17 protein-coding genes, 2 tRNA genes and 1 CRISPR repeat array are annotated in these 19314 nt (G+C 50.9%); all 19 genes read left to right on the top strand.

What is annotated here, in order from left to right; genetic code table 11:
• The first annotated feature begins 6 nt into the window (after window positions 1-6).
• The 19 genes from dtd (at window position 7) to C1713_RS02645 (ending at window position 19117) form a co-directional block, all read left to right on the top strand.
• Complete coding sequence (gene dtd / locus C1713_RS02735; RefSeq protein ID WP_039981473.1) at window positions 7-450, top strand: D-aminoacyl-tRNA deacylase; 444 nt, start codon at window positions 7-9, stop codon at window positions 448-450.
• A 1-nt stretch (window position 451) separates the two neighbouring features.
• A complete protein-coding gene (locus C1713_RS02730; RefSeq protein ID WP_102492957.1) occupies window positions 452-1684 on the top strand; it encodes an aminopeptidase in 1233 nt (410 codons plus the stop codon).
• Window positions 1685-1709: 25 nt separating this feature from the next.
• On the top strand, window positions 1710-2372 hold the full coding sequence (locus C1713_RS02725; RefSeq protein WP_102492956.1) for a hypothetical protein: 663 nt from the start codon (window positions 1710-1712) through the stop codon (window positions 2370-2372).
• Complete coding sequence (locus C1713_RS02720) at window positions 2369-3289, top strand: YitT family protein (protein WP_006689568.1); 921 nt, start codon at window positions 2369-2371, stop codon at window positions 3287-3289. The genes C1713_RS02725 and C1713_RS02720 overlap by 4 nt, the downstream gene beginning before the upstream one ends.
• 6 nt (window positions 3290-3295) lie before the next feature.
• Window positions 3296-4012 carry an MBL fold metallo-hydrolase gene (locus C1713_RS02715; RefSeq protein ID WP_170950755.1) on the top strand — a complete coding sequence of 239 codons (717 nt, stop codon included), beginning with the start codon at window positions 3296-3298 and terminating at the stop codon, window positions 4010-4012.
• A gap of 23 nt (window positions 4013-4035) precedes the next feature.
• On the top strand, window positions 4036-4644 hold the full coding sequence (locus C1713_RS02710) for a peptidylprolyl isomerase (RefSeq protein WP_102492954.1): 609 nt from the start codon (window positions 4036-4038) through the stop codon (window positions 4642-4644).
• Entirely contained in the window at window positions 4641-4937 is a 297-nt protein-coding gene (locus C1713_RS02705) for a GIY-YIG nuclease family protein (protein WP_102492953.1), read from the top strand. The genes C1713_RS02710 and C1713_RS02705 overlap by 4 nt, the downstream gene beginning before the upstream one ends.
• A 13-nt stretch (window positions 4938-4950) precedes the next feature.
• Entirely contained in the window at window positions 4951-5421 is a 471-nt protein-coding gene (gene greA / locus C1713_RS02700; RefSeq protein ID WP_009441980.1) for a transcription elongation factor GreA, read from the top strand.
• A gap of 11 nt (window positions 5422-5432) precedes the next feature.
• Window positions 5433-6938 carry a lysine--tRNA ligase gene (lysS, locus tag C1713_RS02695; protein ID WP_102492952.1) on the top strand — a complete coding sequence of 502 codons (1506 nt, stop codon included), beginning with the start codon at window positions 5433-5435 and terminating at the stop codon, window positions 6936-6938.
• Window positions 6939-6994: 56 nt separating this feature from the next.
• Window positions 6995-7080 (top strand) — tRNA-Tyr (locus tag C1713_RS02690).
• A gap of 2 nt (window positions 7081-7082) precedes the next feature.
• A tRNA-Met gene (locus C1713_RS02685) sits at window positions 7083-7159 on the top strand.
• Window positions 7160-7315: 156 nt separating this feature from the next.
• Window positions 7316-9754, top strand: a complete 2439-nt coding sequence (locus tag C1713_RS02680; protein ID WP_102492951.1) for a CRISPR-associated helicase/endonuclease Cas3 — start codon at window positions 7316-7318, stop codon at window positions 9752-9754.
• A 12-nt stretch (window positions 9755-9766) separates the two neighbouring features.
• Window positions 9767-10486: a type I-C CRISPR-associated protein Cas5c gene (gene cas5c / locus C1713_RS02675; RefSeq protein WP_102492950.1), complete on the top strand. Its 720-nt coding sequence runs from the start codon at window positions 9767-9769 to the stop codon at window positions 10484-10486.
• Window positions 10483-12342 (top strand): type I-C CRISPR-associated protein Cas8c/Csd1, encoded by a 1860-nt coding sequence (gene cas8c, locus C1713_RS02670; protein ID WP_102492949.1) that lies wholly within the window; start codon window positions 10483-10485, stop codon window positions 12340-12342. The genes cas5c and cas8c overlap by 4 nt, the downstream gene beginning before the upstream one ends.
• Window positions 12342-13307: a type I-C CRISPR-associated protein Cas7/Csd2 gene (gene cas7c, locus C1713_RS02665; protein ID WP_102492948.1), complete on the top strand. Its 966-nt coding sequence runs from the start codon at window positions 12342-12344 to the stop codon at window positions 13305-13307. Before cas8c ends, cas7c begins: the two co-directional genes overlap by 1 nt.
• Before the next feature lies 1 nt (window position 13308).
• Entirely contained in the window at window positions 13309-13968 is a 660-nt protein-coding gene (cas4, locus tag C1713_RS02660; protein ID WP_102492947.1) for a CRISPR-associated protein Cas4, read from the top strand.
• The gene (gene cas1c, locus C1713_RS02655; RefSeq protein WP_102492946.1) at window positions 13965-14993 is read left to right on the top strand and encodes a type I-C CRISPR-associated endonuclease Cas1c; all 1029 of its coding nucleotides are present in this window, start codon (window positions 13965-13967) and stop codon (window positions 14991-14993) included. The genes cas4 and cas1c overlap by 4 nt, the downstream gene beginning before the upstream one ends.
• A 9-nt stretch (window positions 14994-15002) precedes the next feature.
• Window positions 15003-15293: a CRISPR-associated endonuclease Cas2 gene (gene cas2 / locus C1713_RS02650; RefSeq protein WP_102492945.1), complete on the top strand. Its 291-nt coding sequence runs from the start codon at window positions 15003-15005 to the stop codon at window positions 15291-15293.
• A gap of 173 nt (window positions 15294-15466) precedes the next feature.
• Window positions 15467-17960: a CRISPR direct-repeat array (repeat unit 33 nt; unit sequence GTCGCGCCCCGCATGGGGCGCGTGGATTGAAAC).
• 209 nt (window positions 17961-18169) lie between these two features.
• Window positions 18170-19117, top strand: a complete 948-nt coding sequence (locus C1713_RS02645; protein ID WP_102492944.1) for a hypothetical protein — start codon at window positions 18170-18172, stop codon at window positions 19115-19117.
• The last annotated feature ends 197 nt before the right edge of the window (window positions 19118-19314 follow it).

The following is a 19314-nucleotide window of genomic DNA, read 5'->3' as shown; positions in this document are numbered from 1 at the left end:
GATGTGTTGCGAGCAGTAGTCACGCGTGTTAAGGAGGCATCCGTCCATATTGATGGGATGCTGCATGGGCAGATCGGAACGGGCTATCTTGTTTTGCTTGGTATTGCGCCGGAGGATACGGACGCCGATGCAGCGCATCTGGCGGAAAAGATCGTTCATCTGCGCGTGTTCTCTGATGATGCGGGGAAGATGAACCGTGCGCTCTCTGAGGTGAACGGTGCAGTATTGGTGATCTCGCAGTTTACGCTCTTTGCGGATCTCAAAAAGCGCCGTCCGGGATTTTCCAAGGCGGCAAAGCCGGATGTGGCAATTCCTATGTATGAGGCGTTTATGACGCATCTAAGGGAACACGGCGTTTCTGTCGCACATGGAGAATTCGGTGCGGATATGCGGGTGGCATCAGTCAACGACGGTCCCGTGACGCTCCTCTTTGATACGGATGAGGTATAGAATGAATACGAATTTGCTTCGTAAATATGCCGCTCTTGTGGTACGTGTCGGCGTGAATCTTCAGGAAGACCAACCGCTCGTTATTCATGCGCCGATCACTTGTGCAGATTTTGTCCATGCGCTTGCGGCGGAGGGCTACAATGCGGGTGCGCATGATGTCACTGTGAACTGGAGTGATGAGGAGTTCTCACACATCCGCTTTCGCCAGGCGCCTGCGGCACGGTTCCGTGAGTTTCCCGCATGGCGGAAGGCCTTCTATGATGAAAGTGCGGCGCAGGGAGCTGCGTTTATCTCCATCGCGGCGGAAAATCCGGATCTCTTCTCCGATGTCGACCCGAAGCGTCTGACGGAGGCGGGGCAGACAGCAGGCAAGGCTCTGCAGGACTATCGTGCGCGGCTGATGAGCAATCAGAATACGTGGTGTGTTGTCTCTGCTCCTACGCCTGCGTGGGCGTGCAAGGTATTCCCACATGAGACAGAAGAGACGGCGGTCGCGCGTCTCTGGACGGAGATTCTGCGTGCCGTGCGCGTGTCGGAGGAGTCTGACCCCGTTGCGGCGTGGAAGGAGCACGTGTCCGCTCTGCAGAAGACGGCAGATTTTCTGAATGCACATGATTTTTCGGAACTTCACTATCGGAACGGTCTGGGCACGAATCTCCATGTGGAGCTGCCCAAGGGGCATATCTGGATGGGCGGTGCGGAATGGGCGGCATCGGGGACGATGTTTGTCGCGAATATTCCCACGGAGGAAGTCTACACACTGCCGAAGCGAGACGGTGTGAACGGTGTTGTTGTTGCGTCGAAGCCCCTGCACTATAACGGAAATCTGATCTCTGGTTTTTCGCTGACATTCCGTGCGGGGAAGGTAACGGACTACCATGCGGAGAGCGGGGAGGAGCATCTGCGCGAGCTCTTGCAGACAGATGAGGGGGCACCCTTCCTTGGCGAGGTGGCTCTCGTGCCGCACGCGTCGCCCATCTCTGCGAGCGGTATCCTCTTTTACAATACGCTCTTTGATGAGAATGCGTCCTGTCATTTGGCCTTGGGTAAGGCGTATCCGACGTGCATCAGGGGAGGCGATGGCATGACGGAGGAGGAGCTTCTCCGTCATGGAGTCAATCATTCCCTTGTTCACGAGGACTTTATGATCGGAACGGCAGATCTATCCGTCATCGGCAGGACGCGGGCGGGAGAGGAGATCACGATCATGGAGCATGGCAGCTTTTCCTTTTGAGAACGTCCCTATCTGATTGCTTCCGATGGTTGAGGTGAAGAATATGCGGAACAATACGCAGAGCATCCTCTTTTTTCTTTCCTGTATGCTGGCATTCTGTGTTCTCTTTGCAAGAGGAGAAGCGGCGGGGCAGATACAGGACACGGACTTTTCCTATCGTGGCATTTCCCTCGGGGATGCAGAGCAGTCACTCAAACAGGCCTGGGGTGAGGAGAATACAGAGGGGACGCAGATGGTTCATGGGATTCATCTCCGTACGTTCACATACGGGGATGTTGTCGTCTCGACCACTGTCGCAGGAAAGAAGGTGGTGGACATCAGCCTCATGGGAGAAGCGTACCGTCTGCGGCAAGATGTACGCTATGGTGCGACGAGCAGCTACATCTTTCGTGTGTTTGGAAAAGCACAGCGGCAGTTCAGGGATGATCATACCTGCTATGTTTATGACGATCCGATGAATGTGCACCGCCATCTCGTGTTGAATCTGGATGCCGAGCACGGAGCACTGCTTTCCGCGCGGATGACCATGCTGCCGCTGACCGAGGAGGAGACAGAGGAACTTGCACGTTCTCCATACAGCCCCTTTTGTGTGCAGGATTTTGCGCGTGATTTCATCGAACAGAAGGAGATAGATGTGACTGCCTTGCCGTCTGCTGCTCCTGTTCGTCTGGGAGGATACGGAACATGACGCATCATCTGCACATGCGTATACTGGGGCATCGCGTCATGCGCTATGCCGGCATTGCGCTGGGATGTCTCATCGCGAGCAGTGCGATCAATCTCTTCCTCGTCCCGGCTCATCTGCTCACGGGCGGTGCAACCGGAATTGCGATGATTGTCTACTATCTGTTTGGACTGCCGATCGGTCTGCAGACGTTCGTCTATAACATTCCGCTGCTCTTCATGGCGTGGAAGCTGATGGGACGTGCGTATACGGTTGATATTATCATCGGTACGGCGATTTTTTCCTTTCTGCTTGATCTCACACGCCCGTTCAATGCCTATGCGCCGGTGAACGATATGATGCTGACAACGGTGTACGGCGGTGTATTCGCAGGACTAGGCTACGGCATTGTATTCCGCATGAACGGCAGCACGGGCGGATTCGACATCCTTGCGGCGATCGTGCGAAAGTACTATGATCTGCACATGGGCGGCGTGCTTTTCTCGCTCAACTGTCTCATCATGCTGATTGCTGCATTCCTGTTTGGCATGGCGCCGGCGATGTTCACGCTGATCTATATGTTCATCAATGCGACGATGGTGGATAAGATTGTCGCTGGCTTCAATCAGCGCAAGGCCGTGCTGATCGTCTCCGATCGTCATCGGGAAATCGCGGAGAGTATCATCGACAACATGCACCGCGGTGTCACATTCCTGCATGGACAGGGAGCATATACACGCCGTGAGCGCAACGTTGTCTTCGTTTGCGTCGGGACAACGCAGGTCGGAAAACTGAAATTTATCGTCCATAATGTCGATCCTCATGCCTTCGTCATCATTATGTCGGCCAATGAGGTTATGGGGCGCGGATTCGGGCGAATCAATCAAAACGATGCCGCAGCATCCGATGAAAATACGGAAGATGAAAACGAAAGGAGATGAGTGCTCGTGGAAGCGACCTATTTGTTGAACAGTGGATTTCTCATCCGTGTGGGAGAGATTCTGCTCGTGTTTGATGCATTTGATGATCCTGCCGGCGTGCTGCCGAAGCAGATTGGGGCCCATGGGGATGCGCCGTTGTATTTTTTTGCGTCACATGCACATTTTGACCACTTTAACCCGATGATTGCCGATTTTTCGGCGCAAACCACACGCTATATCCTCAGTGAGGATATTCGTGAAAATGCAGGAGCAGCACGGATTCCGCAGGATAAGACCACGTGGATCGGCTGCTACGATGCATGGAAGGATGAGTGCATATCCGTGACATCGTTCTCCTCTACGGACGAGGGAACATCGTTCCTCGTCGAGGCGGACGGAAAGCGTATCTTTCATGCCGGCGATTTCAACTGGTGGGACTGGACTGGGGACACCGAGGTGAACCGCAAGTTTGCCGAGAACGGCTTTCGGAAACAGATGAAACGGCTGGCGGGGCTTTCGTGTGACGTCGCATTTTTCCCTGTGGACGGGCGTCTTGGTCCATCCATGGAACGCGGTGCGAAGGTGTTCTGCGCCGAGACGAATCCGCGCGCACTCGTTGCGATGCATTCCGTTGGCTATCCCGCATGGCAGCCCTCCGCAGATTTCTTTGCCAAGGGGCGTGAAATTCCTGTGTGGTCCCCCTGCACGGCGGGAGAGCGGCATAAATTTTCCAATTTTGGTTGAAATATAGGAGAGCATTCGGTAGAATGGGAAAGAAATTTTCTGTCCTTGCGCTCGTTTTTTTCGTTGTGGCTGCCGTGCTTTGCATCGTGCACAGCGGGAACGCAGGGATGTCACTCAATATGCTGTCGCAGAATCAAAAAGGAGAACAACACACCGTGGCAAATCACATCGCAGTTTTTACAACGAATAAGGGAACATTTGAGGTCGAGCTGTTTGAGGACAAGGCGCCGATCACGACGAAAAATTTCATTGATCTCGTGGAGAAGGGGTTCTATGACGGGCTGATTTTTCATCGCGTCATTGACGGATTCATGATCCAGGGCGGAGATCCGAACGGGAATGGCACGGGTGGTCCGGGCTACAGTATTCCCGATGAGTTCGACCCGTCACTCCGTCACGATGATGAGGGCATCCTCTCCATGGCAAATGCGGGTCCCAATACGGGCGGAAGTCAGTTCTTCATTACGCTTGCCGCGACGCCGTGGCTGGACGATCATCATGCCGTTTTCGGAAAGGTGATCGAGGGGATGGATGTCGTACGCGACATTGGACACACGCAGACCGGTTATGCAGACCGCCCCGTGCATGATGTCGTGATCGAGAAGATCACGATCAAGTCTGCGGACGAATGAACTACACCTACCTCCTGCGGTGCGCGGACGGGAGCCTTTACGCGGGCTGGACAAACGACCTTGAGCGGCGGCTTCGTGCGCATTATGACGGCAGCGGGGCAAAGTACACGCGTGCGCACCGCCCCGTTTTCCTCGCCTATGTCGAGTCCTTTTCGACGAAGGAGGAGGCGCAGCGGAGGGAATGTCAGATCAAAAAACTCCGGCATGCACAAAGAGAAGCATTAGTCCTGTCAGGCGGTGAGGAACTCACCGCACTGCTGGATGAAATCAATAAAAAAGTACACATAGAGTGAAGGAGATCATTTCATGGCAGAGAAAAAGGTCATGCTGACCGAAGATGGGTACAACAAGCTCGTTGAGAAACTCAACTATCTCAAAAGCGTTCGACGCATCGAGATCGCAGAGCGTCTAAAGGCCGCCATTGCTCTCGGTGATCTCTCCGAGAACTCTGAGTACGATGATGCGAAGAATGAGCAGGCATTTCTCGAGGGCGAGATTCAGGAGCTCGAGAACAAGATTCGCAACTCCGACATCATCAAGGCGGGCGACGGCAAGACTGTGACGATGGGCAGCCGTGTGATGGTTAAGGATTTGGAGTTTGACGAGGAGGAGACGTTCCTCATCGTCGGTTCGACGGAGGCGGATCCCGATGAGGGAAAGATCTCGAATGAGTCCCCGCTCGGCGAGGCGCTCCTCGGACAGAAAATCGGGCGCACCATCAATGTGAATGCCCCCGCGGGTGTCATCCAGTACAAGATTATCGATATCAAGAAGTGAAAGGAACATTGATGGCTGAAGAACATGCATCCGTTGCTCAGGAACAGGATCTGAATGAAATGATGCGCGTCCGTCGGGAAAAGATGGATGCGTTCCGCGCCATGGGGATTGCCCCGTTTGGACATCGCTATGAGGTCACGGACTATGCGGCGGATCTGAAAAAGGAATACGATCATCTCGCCGAGGATGAGGAGGGAAAGGAAGTCCGCATTGCAGGGCGTCTGATGGCGATTCGCGGGCATGGCAAGGCGTCCTTCTCCACGCTGAATGACCGCACAGGGAACATTCAGGTATACTTTAAGCTTGACGTGCTCGGCGAGCAGAAGTACAAAGAGGAGTTCAAACGGCTCGATATCGGCGACATCATCGGCATTCGCGGTGTCGTCTTTAAGACGCGGCGCGGTGAGGTGACTGTGCGTGTCGAGGACTTTGACCTCCTCGCCAAGGCGCTTCGTCCTCTGCCTGAGAAGTTCCACGGACTGAAGGACGTGGATACACGCTATCGTCAGCGCTATCTTGATCTCATGGTCAATCAGGAGGTGCGTGAGACATTCCGCAAGCGCACAGCAATCCTCCAATCGATTCGCCGCTATCTCGATGCGCGCGACTTCCTAGAGGTTGAGACGCCCGTGCTTTCCACACTCGCGGGTGGGGCAGCGGCGCGTCCCTTTGTCACACATCACAACGCGCTCGACATTGACCTCTATCTGCGTATTGCGACCGAGCTCAGTCTAAAGCGTCTGATCGTCGGCGGACTGGATCGCGTCTACGAGATGGGGCGCGTCTTCCGCAACGAGGGGATGGACGTACGGCATAACCCTGAGTTTACCTCCATTGAGATCTATCAGGCATTTGCTGATCATCGCGATCTCATGGCGATCACGGAGGGTATTGTCCGTCAGGCGGCAGAGGATGTACTGGGGACGACGAAGATCACGTATCAGGGGGTTGAGATCGACCTTGAACAGGTGCGTACCATCAGTATGAATGATGCTGTCCGTGAGGCGACGGGGAAGGACTTCCTCTCCTGCCGTACAGTGGACGAGGCACGCGCCATGGCGCGCGAGATTCACGTCCCGTTCGAGGAGCGTCATGGCATCGGCGGAATTCTCAATGCGGCATTTGAGGAGAAGGTCGAGGAGTCTCTGATGCAGCCGACCTTCATTACGGGACATCCGACGGAGATCTCGCCGCTCGCCAAGCGCAACGCGGACGACCCGCGAATCACAGATCGCTTCGAGTTCTTCATCTATGGGCGTGAGCTCGCCAATGGCTTTACGGAGCTGAACGATCCCATCGATCAGGAACAGCGCTTCCTGGATCAGCTCGCACAGCGCGAGGCAGGGGATGCCGAGGCACATGTCATGGATCATGACTATGTGACGGCACTTGAGTACGGACTTCCGCCGACAGGCGGACTTGGCATCGGCATCGACCGCCTCGTCATGCTCCTGACGGACAGCCCGTCCATCCGCGATGTGCTGCTGTTCCCGACGATGAAACCGCTTGCTGAATAACGGGAAAAACTCCTTGACAAAGGAGCGCCTTATCGCATATACTTGTCAAAGTTTTTGGGTAGGTGGCCGAGTGGTTAAAGGCAACAGACTGTAAATCTGTCATCTTCGGATTACGATGGTTCGAATCCATCCCTGCCCACCATCGGCGGCATAGCTCAGTTGGCTAGAGCATGCGGTTCATACCCGCAGTGTCCGGAGTTCAAATCTCTGTGCCGCCACCAAATGAACATATATCCTCTCGTCTGATGATTTTCGGACGAGGGGATTTTTTAATGTCATGTCTATACATGAAAGGGTATAAAATTTTTTGATTAGAATAAATAGTTAAAGGAATTAATAAAATAAAATAGAATTATAACCTTAGGAGTGAGATGAAGATGAAACAGTATCTTGCACATATTCGGCGCGATGGCTCGAAAGAACAGTCGATGGAGGATCATCTTCTTCGTGTGGGCAATTTGATGAAAGAAGATGCGGCGAGGATCGGACTCTCGTCGCTTGCTTATCTGATCGGCGTGCTGCATGATCTTGGGAAATGTTCGAAGGATTTTGCAGAGTATCTTGACTGGTGCCGCAAGAATCCTGGGAATTACAGCCGTGCAGGTGATGTGGATCACTCGACGGCGGGCGGTCAGTTTCTGTTGGTACAGTATGGAAGAAAGAATGCAGATTATAGGTTTGTTGCAGAAATCGCATCGCTTGTGATTTTTTCACATCATACTGGCTTACTGAATTATTATGGACAAGATGGAAAAGATGAATCTTCTGATTTTCTTCGCCGTAACGATAAGGCGGATATACTCTCTCGGGTCGATCTCAAATATTTTTTCAGTGAAGTGATTGCGGAGGAAGAACTTAATGGAATATTTGAACAGTCGATTTATGAGATTGCCGATTTGGATGCGAAAATTGCGCGTGCCGTACATTGCCCGGATGACGAGATGAATGAAGCATATTGTTTTTACTGGGGCATGGTACACAAACTCCTGCTTAGTATGCTGGTTGACGCAGATCGCTTGGACAGCGCGGAATTTGAGCTGGATAGACCACTGACAGATAAATGGGAAACTGCTGAGATATGGGCGGATTTCTCTGATAAATTGGAGTGTAAACTTGCGGGTTTTTCTCTGCCGAAGGAACCAAAAGCAAAGAAGATTGCACAGTTGCGCAAAAAAATCAGCGATGATTGTTTGAAAGCTGCGGAGGAGGAGCCGGGAATTTTCAGGCTTTGTGTTCCCACGGGCGGAGGGAAAACGCTGGCAAGCATGCGTTTTGCCCTACAGCATGCACAGAGATATCAAAAGAAACGAATCATTGTCGTCATACCCTACACCTCGATCATCGACCAGAACGTCAAAGAAATTCGCGATATTTTCCGCGTGGATGAAGCAATTCTGGAGCATCATTCCAATGTCATTACCGAGGCGGACGGAGAAGACACAGAGAGTATGGACTGGCGTCGTATCCTGACAGAACGATGGGATGTGCCCATCATCTTTACAACACAGGTGCAGTTTCTCAACACACTTTTTGCTGGCGGGAACAGTTCCATTCGCAGGATGAATTCTCTGCAGGACAGCATTGTAATCTTTGACGAGATACAGACTCTTCCTGTACGATGTACTTTTCTTTTCAATGCAGCTATGAATTTTCTTAAAGATTTCTGCCGCATTACAGCGGTTCTGTGTACGGCAACCCAGCCACCTTTGGAGAAGCTAGATGTTTCAATCAATCTCAGTGACAACGCAGCCATGACCTCTGATATTAAAAAGACATTTGAAGGATTCGAAAGGGTAGATGTTGAAAATTGTTATCGTGATGGCGGGTGGTCTGCGGAGGAGATTGCCTCAGAAATCTGCAAAAGCGTGGAAGAAATCGGGGATGTACTCTGTATTGTGAATCTCACGAAAAAAGCGAAGGAAATCTATCAGGCTGTTTCGGAAAAGATACAGCCTTCAGATAAAGAGATACAAATTGTGCACCTTAGCACGAAGATGTGCTCGGCACATCGTAAAGCAACCTTAAAAGAACTTCGAAGGGCGCTTGCTGAGCGTAAAAATCATCCGGAGAAAAGACTTGTTTGCATCAGTACACAGCTGATTGAAGCGGGGGTTGATGTGTCTTTTCCCGTGGTTTATCGTGCTCTAGCAGGATTCTCCTCCATCGCGCAGGCTGCAGGGCGGTGTAATCGGCACGGGGAAATGGAGAAGGGGATAGTTCGGGTTTTTGAATGTGCCGATGAAAATCTTGATCACTTGAAAGACATTCGTCACGGGAAAAATATTGCCCGCGTTATGCTTTATGATCGAGCGGCAAATACAATTTTAAGTCCCTCAGTCATGCAGGAGTACTTTCGCAGGTTTTATGCTGGGCGTACTGGGAAAGAAATGCGCTATCCTCTAAATACTCAAAATACAATATTTGACTTATTAAGCGCTAATAGCGCAGGCGTGCAGGCTCGTATGGGACGCGGGGATAGGATCTCTTCTTATTTTAGGCAGGCATTTCGGGATGCGGGGCGTGCCTTTATCGTCATTGATTCACATACCGAAGCCGTACTTGTTCCCTATGCGGGCGGGAAGGATATGATTGTCGCGTTTGATGACAGGATTTTCGACAGGAAATCAATCGGAAAGCAGATGAAATCAGCGCAGCAATATATGGTTAACCTCTTTTCGTATGAGATAAAAGAACTCGCAGGACTTGGTGCAGTCTGGCGGACGGAGAGCGGGGTGATGGCACTGCGCGAGGAATACTACAATGAGGCATTCGGTGTGCAGACAGAAGAGCAGGGGAATGCTTACTGCATGATTTAAGGAGGTGAACATATGAGAAATACGATTGAGTTTCAGGTCTATGGGAGGATGGCACTCTTTACCGATCCGATTACGAAGATTGGTGGCGAGCGATCCTCTTACTCGATACCGACCTATCAGGCACTGAAGGGGATTACCGAAAGTTTGTATTGGAAACCTACGTTCTACTGGGTGATCGACGAGGTGCGTGTCATGAATCGAATCACAACGCAGTCGCGTGGTGTGAAGCCGATGAAGTATAGCGGTGGTCGCAACGAACTCTCCATCTATACATATCTGAGTGATGTGTGCTATCAGGTGCGTGCGCATTTCGAGTTCAATCTGCATCGAAAGGAGCTGGCAGCGGACAGGGATGAGCATAAGCATCACAATATCGCAAAGAGGATGGTGGAGCGCGGCGGACGGCGCGACATCTTCCTCGGCACGCGCGAGTGTCAGGGCTATGTCGAGCCTGTGAACTACGGAGAGGGCGTCGGATACTACGATAAAGCAGGTGAGATGCCGCTCGGCACGATGTTCCACGGATTCAACTACGTTGATGAAACGGGTGGAAATATGCTACAGGTGCGCCTTTGGCAGCCGGTAATGGAAGACGGTGTGATTCGTTTCCCGCGCCCGGAGGAATGCCGTCTTGTGCGCGACATTCGCAAGGTGAAGAGCAAGCTCTTCGATAAGAACAGCGTTACCTTTGCTGCAGATGAATGGGAGGAATTGGAAGGGGGGAGATTATGAGCTGGATGGAACAGCTGGTGCAGACCTATGATGAGAACGAGCGCTTTGCCGGCAGGGATGATGTTGAGGGTATGAAGGTTGCTTTATCTCCGATAGGGTATAGCATACATGATGCATGGATCGAAGTAGTATTGAGAGAAAACGGAGAATTTATTGATGCATTTGAACTTCCTAAGGAAGAACGGGCGACCCCTATGCCTTGTACGCCATACCCAAGAACATCAAAAGCAGTGCCGCATCCGTTATTTGATAAAATAGCATATGTATCTAAAGATTACCATAAATTTATTGAAAACCCAAAAAAGAAAGATATGGAGTCTTATAGGGCATATAAAAAGCTTCTCACAAAGTGGGTGCAGCAAGAAGATTCTCCATTGATTGTGCGAGCAGTTTATGCATATATCAGTCAGCATGACCTAATTCATGATTTGCTTGAAAGGAAGATTGCGACAAAAGGAAAAATAACATCAAAGTTATCATCGGTCGTTCGTTTTAGGATAGAGGGGCGTATTGATCCTTGGCGAGACAAAGAGGTACAAGACTCCTATAAAAAAATATATAGTAGTTTATTCTATGAGAATGCATCCAAGTCTCTTTGTTATGGATCAGGCAAGATGATGGTAACTATTGAGAAACCTGATACCAGAGGAATTCGAACGCATGGAGATGGGACAAGGCTTATTTCTTCCAATGATGAAGACAATTTTACTTTTCGTGGACGGTTTGTTTTAGGAAAGGAATGTCTTTCAATTGGAGAAGAAACCGTTCAAAAGTCTATGAATGCATTGCGATGGCTTGTTGAGAATCAAGGAAAAAACGTTGATGGGCGTGTGTTCCTTGCATGGGGTAGAAACTCCGTGTCGATTCCTTCGGTCTTTGATGATACGGAGGGATTGATACACAAGCGCAGACCTATGGAGGCGGCGCAGCCGGATACTCTGAAAATGTGGGCTCAGAATCTGCATAAAGCGTTGGATGGCTATCGGCATGATTTTCGGCGTGCAAAGACGAGTCAGGTTAATGTCATAATCCTAGACGCAGTGACTGATAAGGGGCGGCTTTCTATCTGCTATTACGGCGAGATGGCGGGCGAGGACTTTATCGAACGAATCGAAAAATGGCATACAGCTGGTCAGTGGTATCAGCGAAATCAAGATACAAGGGACAAGAAAAATCCAGGTTGGTATCCATCTTACTTTGGAGTTCCTAGTCCACGAAAGCTGGTTTATGCATATCGTGGTGATAACATCAGTGATAAGCAGATGAAGATGGAACTTCATAGAATATTCTTCTCTATTGTCCAAGGCGTTCCATTGCCTGCAGATATGGAGCGAATGGCGTTTAGCCGAGTGGTAAAAAGGGCAATATGTGATCCATTGGAAAAATGGGAGCATCTGATTTTAGAACCTGCTTGCTCTATTATCTGCAATCGGTTGAATCGTAAAAAGGAGGTATATACTGTGGCATTGAATGAGAGAAAGACGAATCGATCATATCTGTTTGGCAGGCTGTTGGCTGTTGCCGATCAGATGGAGCGTGAAACATTCACTGCAGAGGAAAAGGGGAGTCGTATCACCAACGCAATGCGTTATATGAATATCTTTTCCTCGCGGCCGGTTTCGACATGGGAAACCATACAAAAAAAGCTTCTTCCTTATCAGGCAAAACGGGAAAAGTATGGAGGAAAAGAAATAGCGCTTATCGATGAAATTATCTCTATGTTTGATGATGGGGACTTTTGCTCGAATGCACCGTTAGAGGTTGAATTCCTTTTGGGATTATCCTGCCAACGTCATGCGTTGAGAAAAGAGCGAGAAGAGAATAAGAAGGATGCAATGAGAGAGGAGAATAAATGATGGCTACTTTGGAAAAGAAAATTGATTTTATTGGATTTATCATTGTGGATCACTCGAATCCGAATGGAGATCCGTTGAATGGGAATCAGCCTCGTACAGACTACGATGGCTATGGGGAAATGTCCGATGTATGCATTAAGCGTAAAATACGGAATCGCCTGCAGGATGCAGGAGAGAGAATTCTTATCCAGGCAGATGAACGTTCTGACGATGGCTGTGATAGTATTCGTTCTCGTGTAGAAAAACATCCAAAAGTTGGATTGATATTGGCGCAGATGAATAAGGGCAAAGGAAAAGGTCAAGGTGTGGAAAACAAAAGAGAAATGCGGCTGGAATTTGAAAGAGAAGTATGCAGAGCATGGATAGATGTTCGAACTTTTGGTCAGGTTTTTGCGTTAAAAAAGCAGGATAAGAGAAAAAACAAAGAAGAGGAATCTGAATCAACAGATACTGATGGCGTATCCGTCGGCGTGCGGGGCCCCGTAACTCTCCATACGGCAGTCAGCCTCGATCCTGTCACCATCACGGGTATACAGATCACGAAGAGTGTCAACAATGAGCCAGGCGATAAGAAAGGCTCGGATACGATGGGCATGAAGTATCGCGTAGACTTTGGCGTGTATAAATTCCAGGGCAGTATTAACGTCCAGCTGGCGGAAAAGACGGGGTTCAGCGAGGGGGATGCCGAAAAGATCAAGGAGGCTCTCTGTACAATTTTCGAGAATGATGCATCGTCCGCCCGCCCTGAGGGAAGCATGGAGATGAGCCGTTTCTATTGGATTGAGCATGCCAATAAAACCGGCTGCGCACCGAGTGCGAAGATCCACCGCAGCGTTTCGGCACAGAAAAAGGATGGAGTAGAGACACCATCACATTTGGATGACTACATCATTGACGATAGTGCGCTCTACGCTATTGACGGCATTCACATTGAGAAATATGTTGAGGGAAGCTTGGTCGATTGATATGGGGTATGCTGAGGAAGAGTATATCATGCTCTCGGAGATTCAGCACTATGTCTTTTGTCCTCGTCAATGGGGGCTGATTCATCTCGAGCAGCATTGGCAGGAAAATATTCTGACCGTCGAGGGGAATGCCCTGCACGAAAGGGCGCACGATGAGAACATCAAGGAGAAGCGCGGCAATAAGATCATTGTACGTGGAATGCGCGTAGCATCCCCTCGGATTGGAATTTCCGGGGCCTGCGATGTTGTCGAATTCCAGGCGGATCCTACAGGAGTAAGTATTCCCTCCTATCAGGGCAGTTATCGCGTCGTCCCAATAGAGTATAAGAGAGGAAGGCCCAAGGAGGGGGCGGAGGATGTACTCCAACTGACCCTGCAGGCACTCTGCCTCGAGGATATGCTCATGACAGATATTCCCTTCGGCTATTTGTATTATGGGGAGATTCGCCGTCGGGTTAAGTTCATATTTTCGGACGAACTGAAAGCGCGGATCCCGGTTCTGGTGCAGGAAATGCGGCAGTATATCCGGAGTGGACATACCCCGCGCGTGAAGCGCCGAAAAGGCTGCAAGAACTGCTCTCTCAACAATATCTGTATGCCGAAATTGAATCGGCTCGGATCTGCCAAACATTATCTTGAGAGGAGGCTGGCAGAGGGATGAAGCCTCTTTTGAACACACTTTTTGTCAATCAGGATGAGGCGTACTTGGCGTTGGACGGCGGCAATGTCGTGGTCGTTCGGGAGGAGAAGGAACTAGCTCGTTTTCCGCTTCATAACTTTGAGCAGATTACAACCTTTGGCTACACGGGAGCGAGCCCCGCTCTCATGCGGAAATGCGCTGAGGAGAATATTGCACTGACCTTTATGAGTCCGGAGGGAAGATTTCAGGCGCGCGTTATCGGTAAGATGAACGGCAATGTCCTCCTGCGCAGGGAGCAGTATCGTCGTGCAGATGATGAGACTGCCAGTCTTGCACTTGCGAAGAACTTCATCCTTGGCAAGATCTATAATGCGCGCTGGATAATCGAGCGGACGCGCAGAGACTATGCCATGCGAATTGATGAGGAGGAATTTCAGAGTGTCAGTGACTTCCTCCAGACATCCTGTCATGAGGCAACGTGTGCATCTGATTTGGAGGAACTCCGCGGCGTCGAGGGTAAGGCTGCCGTCAGCTATTTCTCTGTGTTTGATGATATGATACTCAAACAAAAAGGAGAGTTCTTTTTTACTGAGCGTAACCGCAGACCACCGCTCGACAATATGAACTGTCTCTTATCTTTCCTCTATGCCCTCCTCATGAATGATGTAGGGGCGGCACTTGAAGGGGGGGGATTGGACTCCTATGTCGGCTTTCTGCATCGTGATCGCCCGGGCAGACAGTCACTCGCACTTGATCTCATGGAGGAACTGCGCCCAATGGCGGATCGTACGGCATTTTCCATGGTCAATACCAAGAAGATCAGCGGCAAGGATTTTCGCCTAGAAGAGGGCGGCGCCGTATATCTGACCGATGATGGGCGTAAAAAGATTCTGGAGGCATGGCATGCTCACAAAGAGGGGATGATGACACATCCTTTTTTGGAGGAAAAAATCAAATGGGGGCTTGTTCCTCATGTGCAGGCAATGCTGCTTGCACGCCATCTGCGTGGGGATCTTGATGCCTACCCGCCATTTTTGTGGAAGTAGGTACTTGCTATGTATGTTTTGATCACCTATGATATTAGTACAGTTGACGCCGATGGGCGCAGGAGGCTGCGCCAGGTCGCACGAAAATGCAGAGCCTATGGGCAGCGCGTGCAGAACTCTGTCTTTGAGTGTAAGGTGGATCCAACCCAATGTAAGCAATTGGAACTTGCGCTGTTGGATATCATTGACCTGCAGGAAGACAGCCTGCGATTTTACTACCTTGGAAAGGATAAAGGACCGAAAGTAACGCATTATGGTGTTAAAGAGTCCTATGACTTGGAGGCGGTCATCATCATCTGAGCATTCATTACTGAGTGCGAAGGTGAAGTGAACAGAAAACAGAATGTAAAAATATAGGTGCGAGAATCATGCCGCAGGAGGGGCGTGGGACTTAGGTGCCGAGAAAATCGTATTTGTGGAGGGGAATGCCCATAAATACGTGGCAAAAGGGGGAAGTCGTGACTCCAGTTGCCGTCGCGCCCCGCATGGGGCGCGTGGATTGAAACATTTTCCCTCACCTCCTTTCAGTGCAGAAAGTTGTCGCGCCCCGCATGGGGCGCGTGGATTGAAACGTGTAGAGCTCGTCAAATCCGTTTTCGGGACATAGTCGCGCCCCGCATGGGGCGCGTGGATTGAAACCGAAAGATACATCTCAAATCCACGGGCAAACCGCTGTCGCGCCCCGCATGGGGCGCGTGGATTGAAACTTTTTTGCCTTCTTGAGCCACTCCTTATACCGTTGTCGCGCCCCGCATGGGGCGCGTGGATTGAAACACTGTATGGACTTGCCACTCAGCAAGCAACGGGGTCGCGCCCCGCATGGGGCGCGTGGATTGAAACCCCGAAATAAGACACAAAGTTAAAGGGCTGGTTGTCGCGCCCCGCATGGGGCGCGTGGATTGAAACCCCGAAATAAGACACAAAGTTAAAGGGCTGGTTGTCGCGCCCCGCATGGGGCGCGTGGATTGAAACACGGTGTAGCCATCAGGGGCACTCTCGGGCAGCAGTCGCGCCCCGCATGGGGCGCGTGGATTGAAACCATGACCGTAGACAAAAAGCCTCCGCGCAGCTTTGTCGCGCCCCGCATGGGGCGCGTGGATTGAAACACGAGCACGGCGATTGCCTGCGACACAAACGCGGGTCGCGCCCCGCATGGGGCGCGTGGATTGAAACATCCGTATCGAGGAGGAATGGAATACGCCCGAGGTCGCGCCCCGCATGGGGCGCGTGGATTGAAACCGATTATGCAGATGATCGACCGCATGAGTTCGGGTCGCGCCCCGCATGGGGCGCGTGGATTGAAACAAAGCGAAATGGATTCACACAAGATCATGGACGCGTCGCGCCCCGCATGGGGCGCGTGGATTGAAACACCGCCTGCCCCGTTATACGGGCAAGTTAAAGGGTCGCGCCCCGCATGGGGCGCGTGGATTGAAACTTCGCGACGATCTTGGGAAAAATCCACTCAGCAGTCGCGCCCCGCATGGGGCGCGTGGATTGAAACAAAGGTGCAGGGCAGATTCGTCTAAACCGGATGGGTCGCGCCCCGCATGGGGCGCGTGGATTGAAACGCATCCAGCACGACGGGGATCGTATCCTCGACCGTCGCGCCCCGCATGGGGCGCGTGGATTGAAACAAGTTAAAGCTCGCCCGCATCTTGCCGAGAAGGGTCGCGCCCCGCATGGGGCGCGTGGATTGAAACACGGCTGTCTGCCTCAAGGTACAGAATTTTTTAAGTCGCGCCCCACACGGGGCGCGTGGATTGAAACACTGATAACTTAAATCGTTTGTTACGAGAACGCGGTCGCGCCCCACACGGGGCGCGTGGATTGAAACTTGTCGATAATCCCGCATCGTCCATCAAGGAATGTCGCGCCCCACACGGGGCGCGTGGATTGAAACTCTTTAACCGCCTGTTCCAAATACAGAATGGAGGTCGCGCCCCACACGGGGCGCGTGGATTGAAACCGTTATTACGATCACTGGGTGCACGCTGTATGCAGTCGCGCCCCACACGGGGCGCGTGGATTGAAACCAATACGACGTTGGAAAGAAGCAAGAAAAGGACTGTCGCGCCCCACACGGGGCGCGTGGATTGAAACAAGTGCCACGATGCGGCTCTGCATGTCGACCATGGTCGCGCCCCACACGGGGCGCGTGGATTGAAACCAATGACACAGGCACCGTTTACGGACTCGTTCGGGTCGCGCCCCACACGGGGCGCGTGGATTGAAACATGAATCACGTCCGCAGCACCATCGCCGCCGGCAGTCGCGCCCCACACGGGGCGCGTGGATTGAAACTTGTCGATAATCCCGCATCGTCCATCAAGGAATGTCGCGCCCCACACGGGGCGCGTGGATTGAAACTCTTTAAGGAGGTGCAGACGTTTACGGGACTTTCGTCGCGCCCCGCATGGGGCGCGTGGATTGAAACAGTCATGCTATCACCTCCCTATTGCAAGATACGCGTCGCGCCCCGCATGGGGCGCGTGGATTGAAACACGTGGAAGGCAGGGCTTTCGGTCGGCGATATTGTCGCGCCCCGCATGGGACGCGTGGATTGAAACATCCGTCCCGCATAGATACTGCCGGGGCGTTTAGTCGCGCCCCGCATGGGGCGCGTGGATTGAAACCTATATCCATCAACGCCGGTGATCGCACCGGAGGTCGCGCCCCGCATGGGGCGCGTGGATTGAAACGCTCTGTGTTCGGCGGTGTCGCATGCCGGCAAGGTCGTGCCCCGCATGGGGCGCGTGGATTGAAACACGTGGAAGGCAGGGCTTTCGGTCGGCGATATTGTCGCGCCCCGCATGGGGCGCGTGGATTGAAACATCTCCATACTAGAAAACATGCGCTCTTCGGGGGTCGCGCCCCGCATGGGGCGCGTGGATTGAACCCCCCATTCGACCGGAAACGCCTAGGGAACTCCCTGTCGCGCCCCGCACGGGGCGCGTGGATTGAAACTGAAAAATTAGGGGAGCGAATTGTCAAGTCAAGTGCAACTTTTCCTTATAGGATACTTTTTTCACTTGGAATTGAAAAAACTACTGCCTTGTGTCAAAATTGGGTGAGAGTATAGCAATGCAGGGAGGAGTGCAGCAATGACAAATTGGGGTCGGTTAGAGGAAATCGAGGAATAAGCTATGGCAAACTGACTGGTGGGAGGTGTCTGCATGAATTCGGCAGAGAAAGATCTTATTGAATTTCGTTTAACAAGTTACTGCTACGGACCGGATAAATTTCCCACACTAACTGTGGAAATATATATTAATGGCGAGAATTTTCGTGATAAAGTCCGTGACGTAGAACGTCCTTTTGCTGAGGCTGAAGGTAATCCAGGCATAGCAGGTCATGCCACAATAACCCCAAAAGGACTATATGAATCCTTGCATAATGACTATTTGGAATTTGACAGCGTATCTATTTTTGGATGCGGCTGCGGAGTCGTTGACTGTTGGCCGCTTGATGTAGCAGTAGATGTTGGGATAAAGACGGTTACATGGTATGGTTTTAATATGTACCATCGAGAAAAATGGGACTACGCCGAATTAGGAAAATTTGTTTTTGATAAACAGCAATATTTCCGAGAAGTAGATAAGCTATTGATTTTTGAAAAACAAGGCTTGGATATATACAAAAATTTTCAAGTGGCATTTGAGCCCCAAAAATATGGTTGGATCAAGATGTATATGAGTTTGGAAGGAACAAGATGTGTCGCTAACTTATCTTACTTATTTTCGCCATTTGATGGATTATTGAATTTGCTAAAACGTCTGGAATCGGGCAATTCCTCTGAGGAGCTTAACATTGACGAAGAAGGTAGCTGTACGAACATAAAGATCGAAACAACTGAAGCGAATGATATATTGAATGTAATGGTCATACAGGAAAACGCTGATGATACGCCAGGAGAATGTTATAGTTGTCAATCGTCAAGAGCAAACTTCATACAAGCATTTAAAATGGCTTTTCGGATATTAGAGGATGAAGGTTTTGATCCGAATTTCTGGGATGAACATGAACCTGATTACATTTACGATGATGAAGATGACGTCAATCCTCATGATGTAATGGAATCATTTTGGAATGATCCTTGGTTTCAATTTTTGCGTGAGCAATAAAAGCCACGGAAGTTCTTTGAAAAAACTTTGTATATATGAGCGTCCCTGTTATCATGATCGGTCCGTCGCCGTGATTTATGACCAAATTCTTCCAAAAATGAAGAAAGTATTATCCAACAATAGAATTTTGTATTTATTTTCCATAACTGTGACATTGAGTACGGAAAAGTAATTGATTTTTCTGAATGGAGATGTTA

The organism is Centipeda felix (genome assembly GCF_900186465.1).
Lineage (GTDB): Bacteria > Bacillota > Negativicutes > Selenomonadales > Selenomonadaceae > Centipeda > Centipeda felix.
The sequence above is the reverse complement of the archived record's forward strand: the minus strand, read 5'-3'. Positions and strand labels throughout refer to the sequence as shown.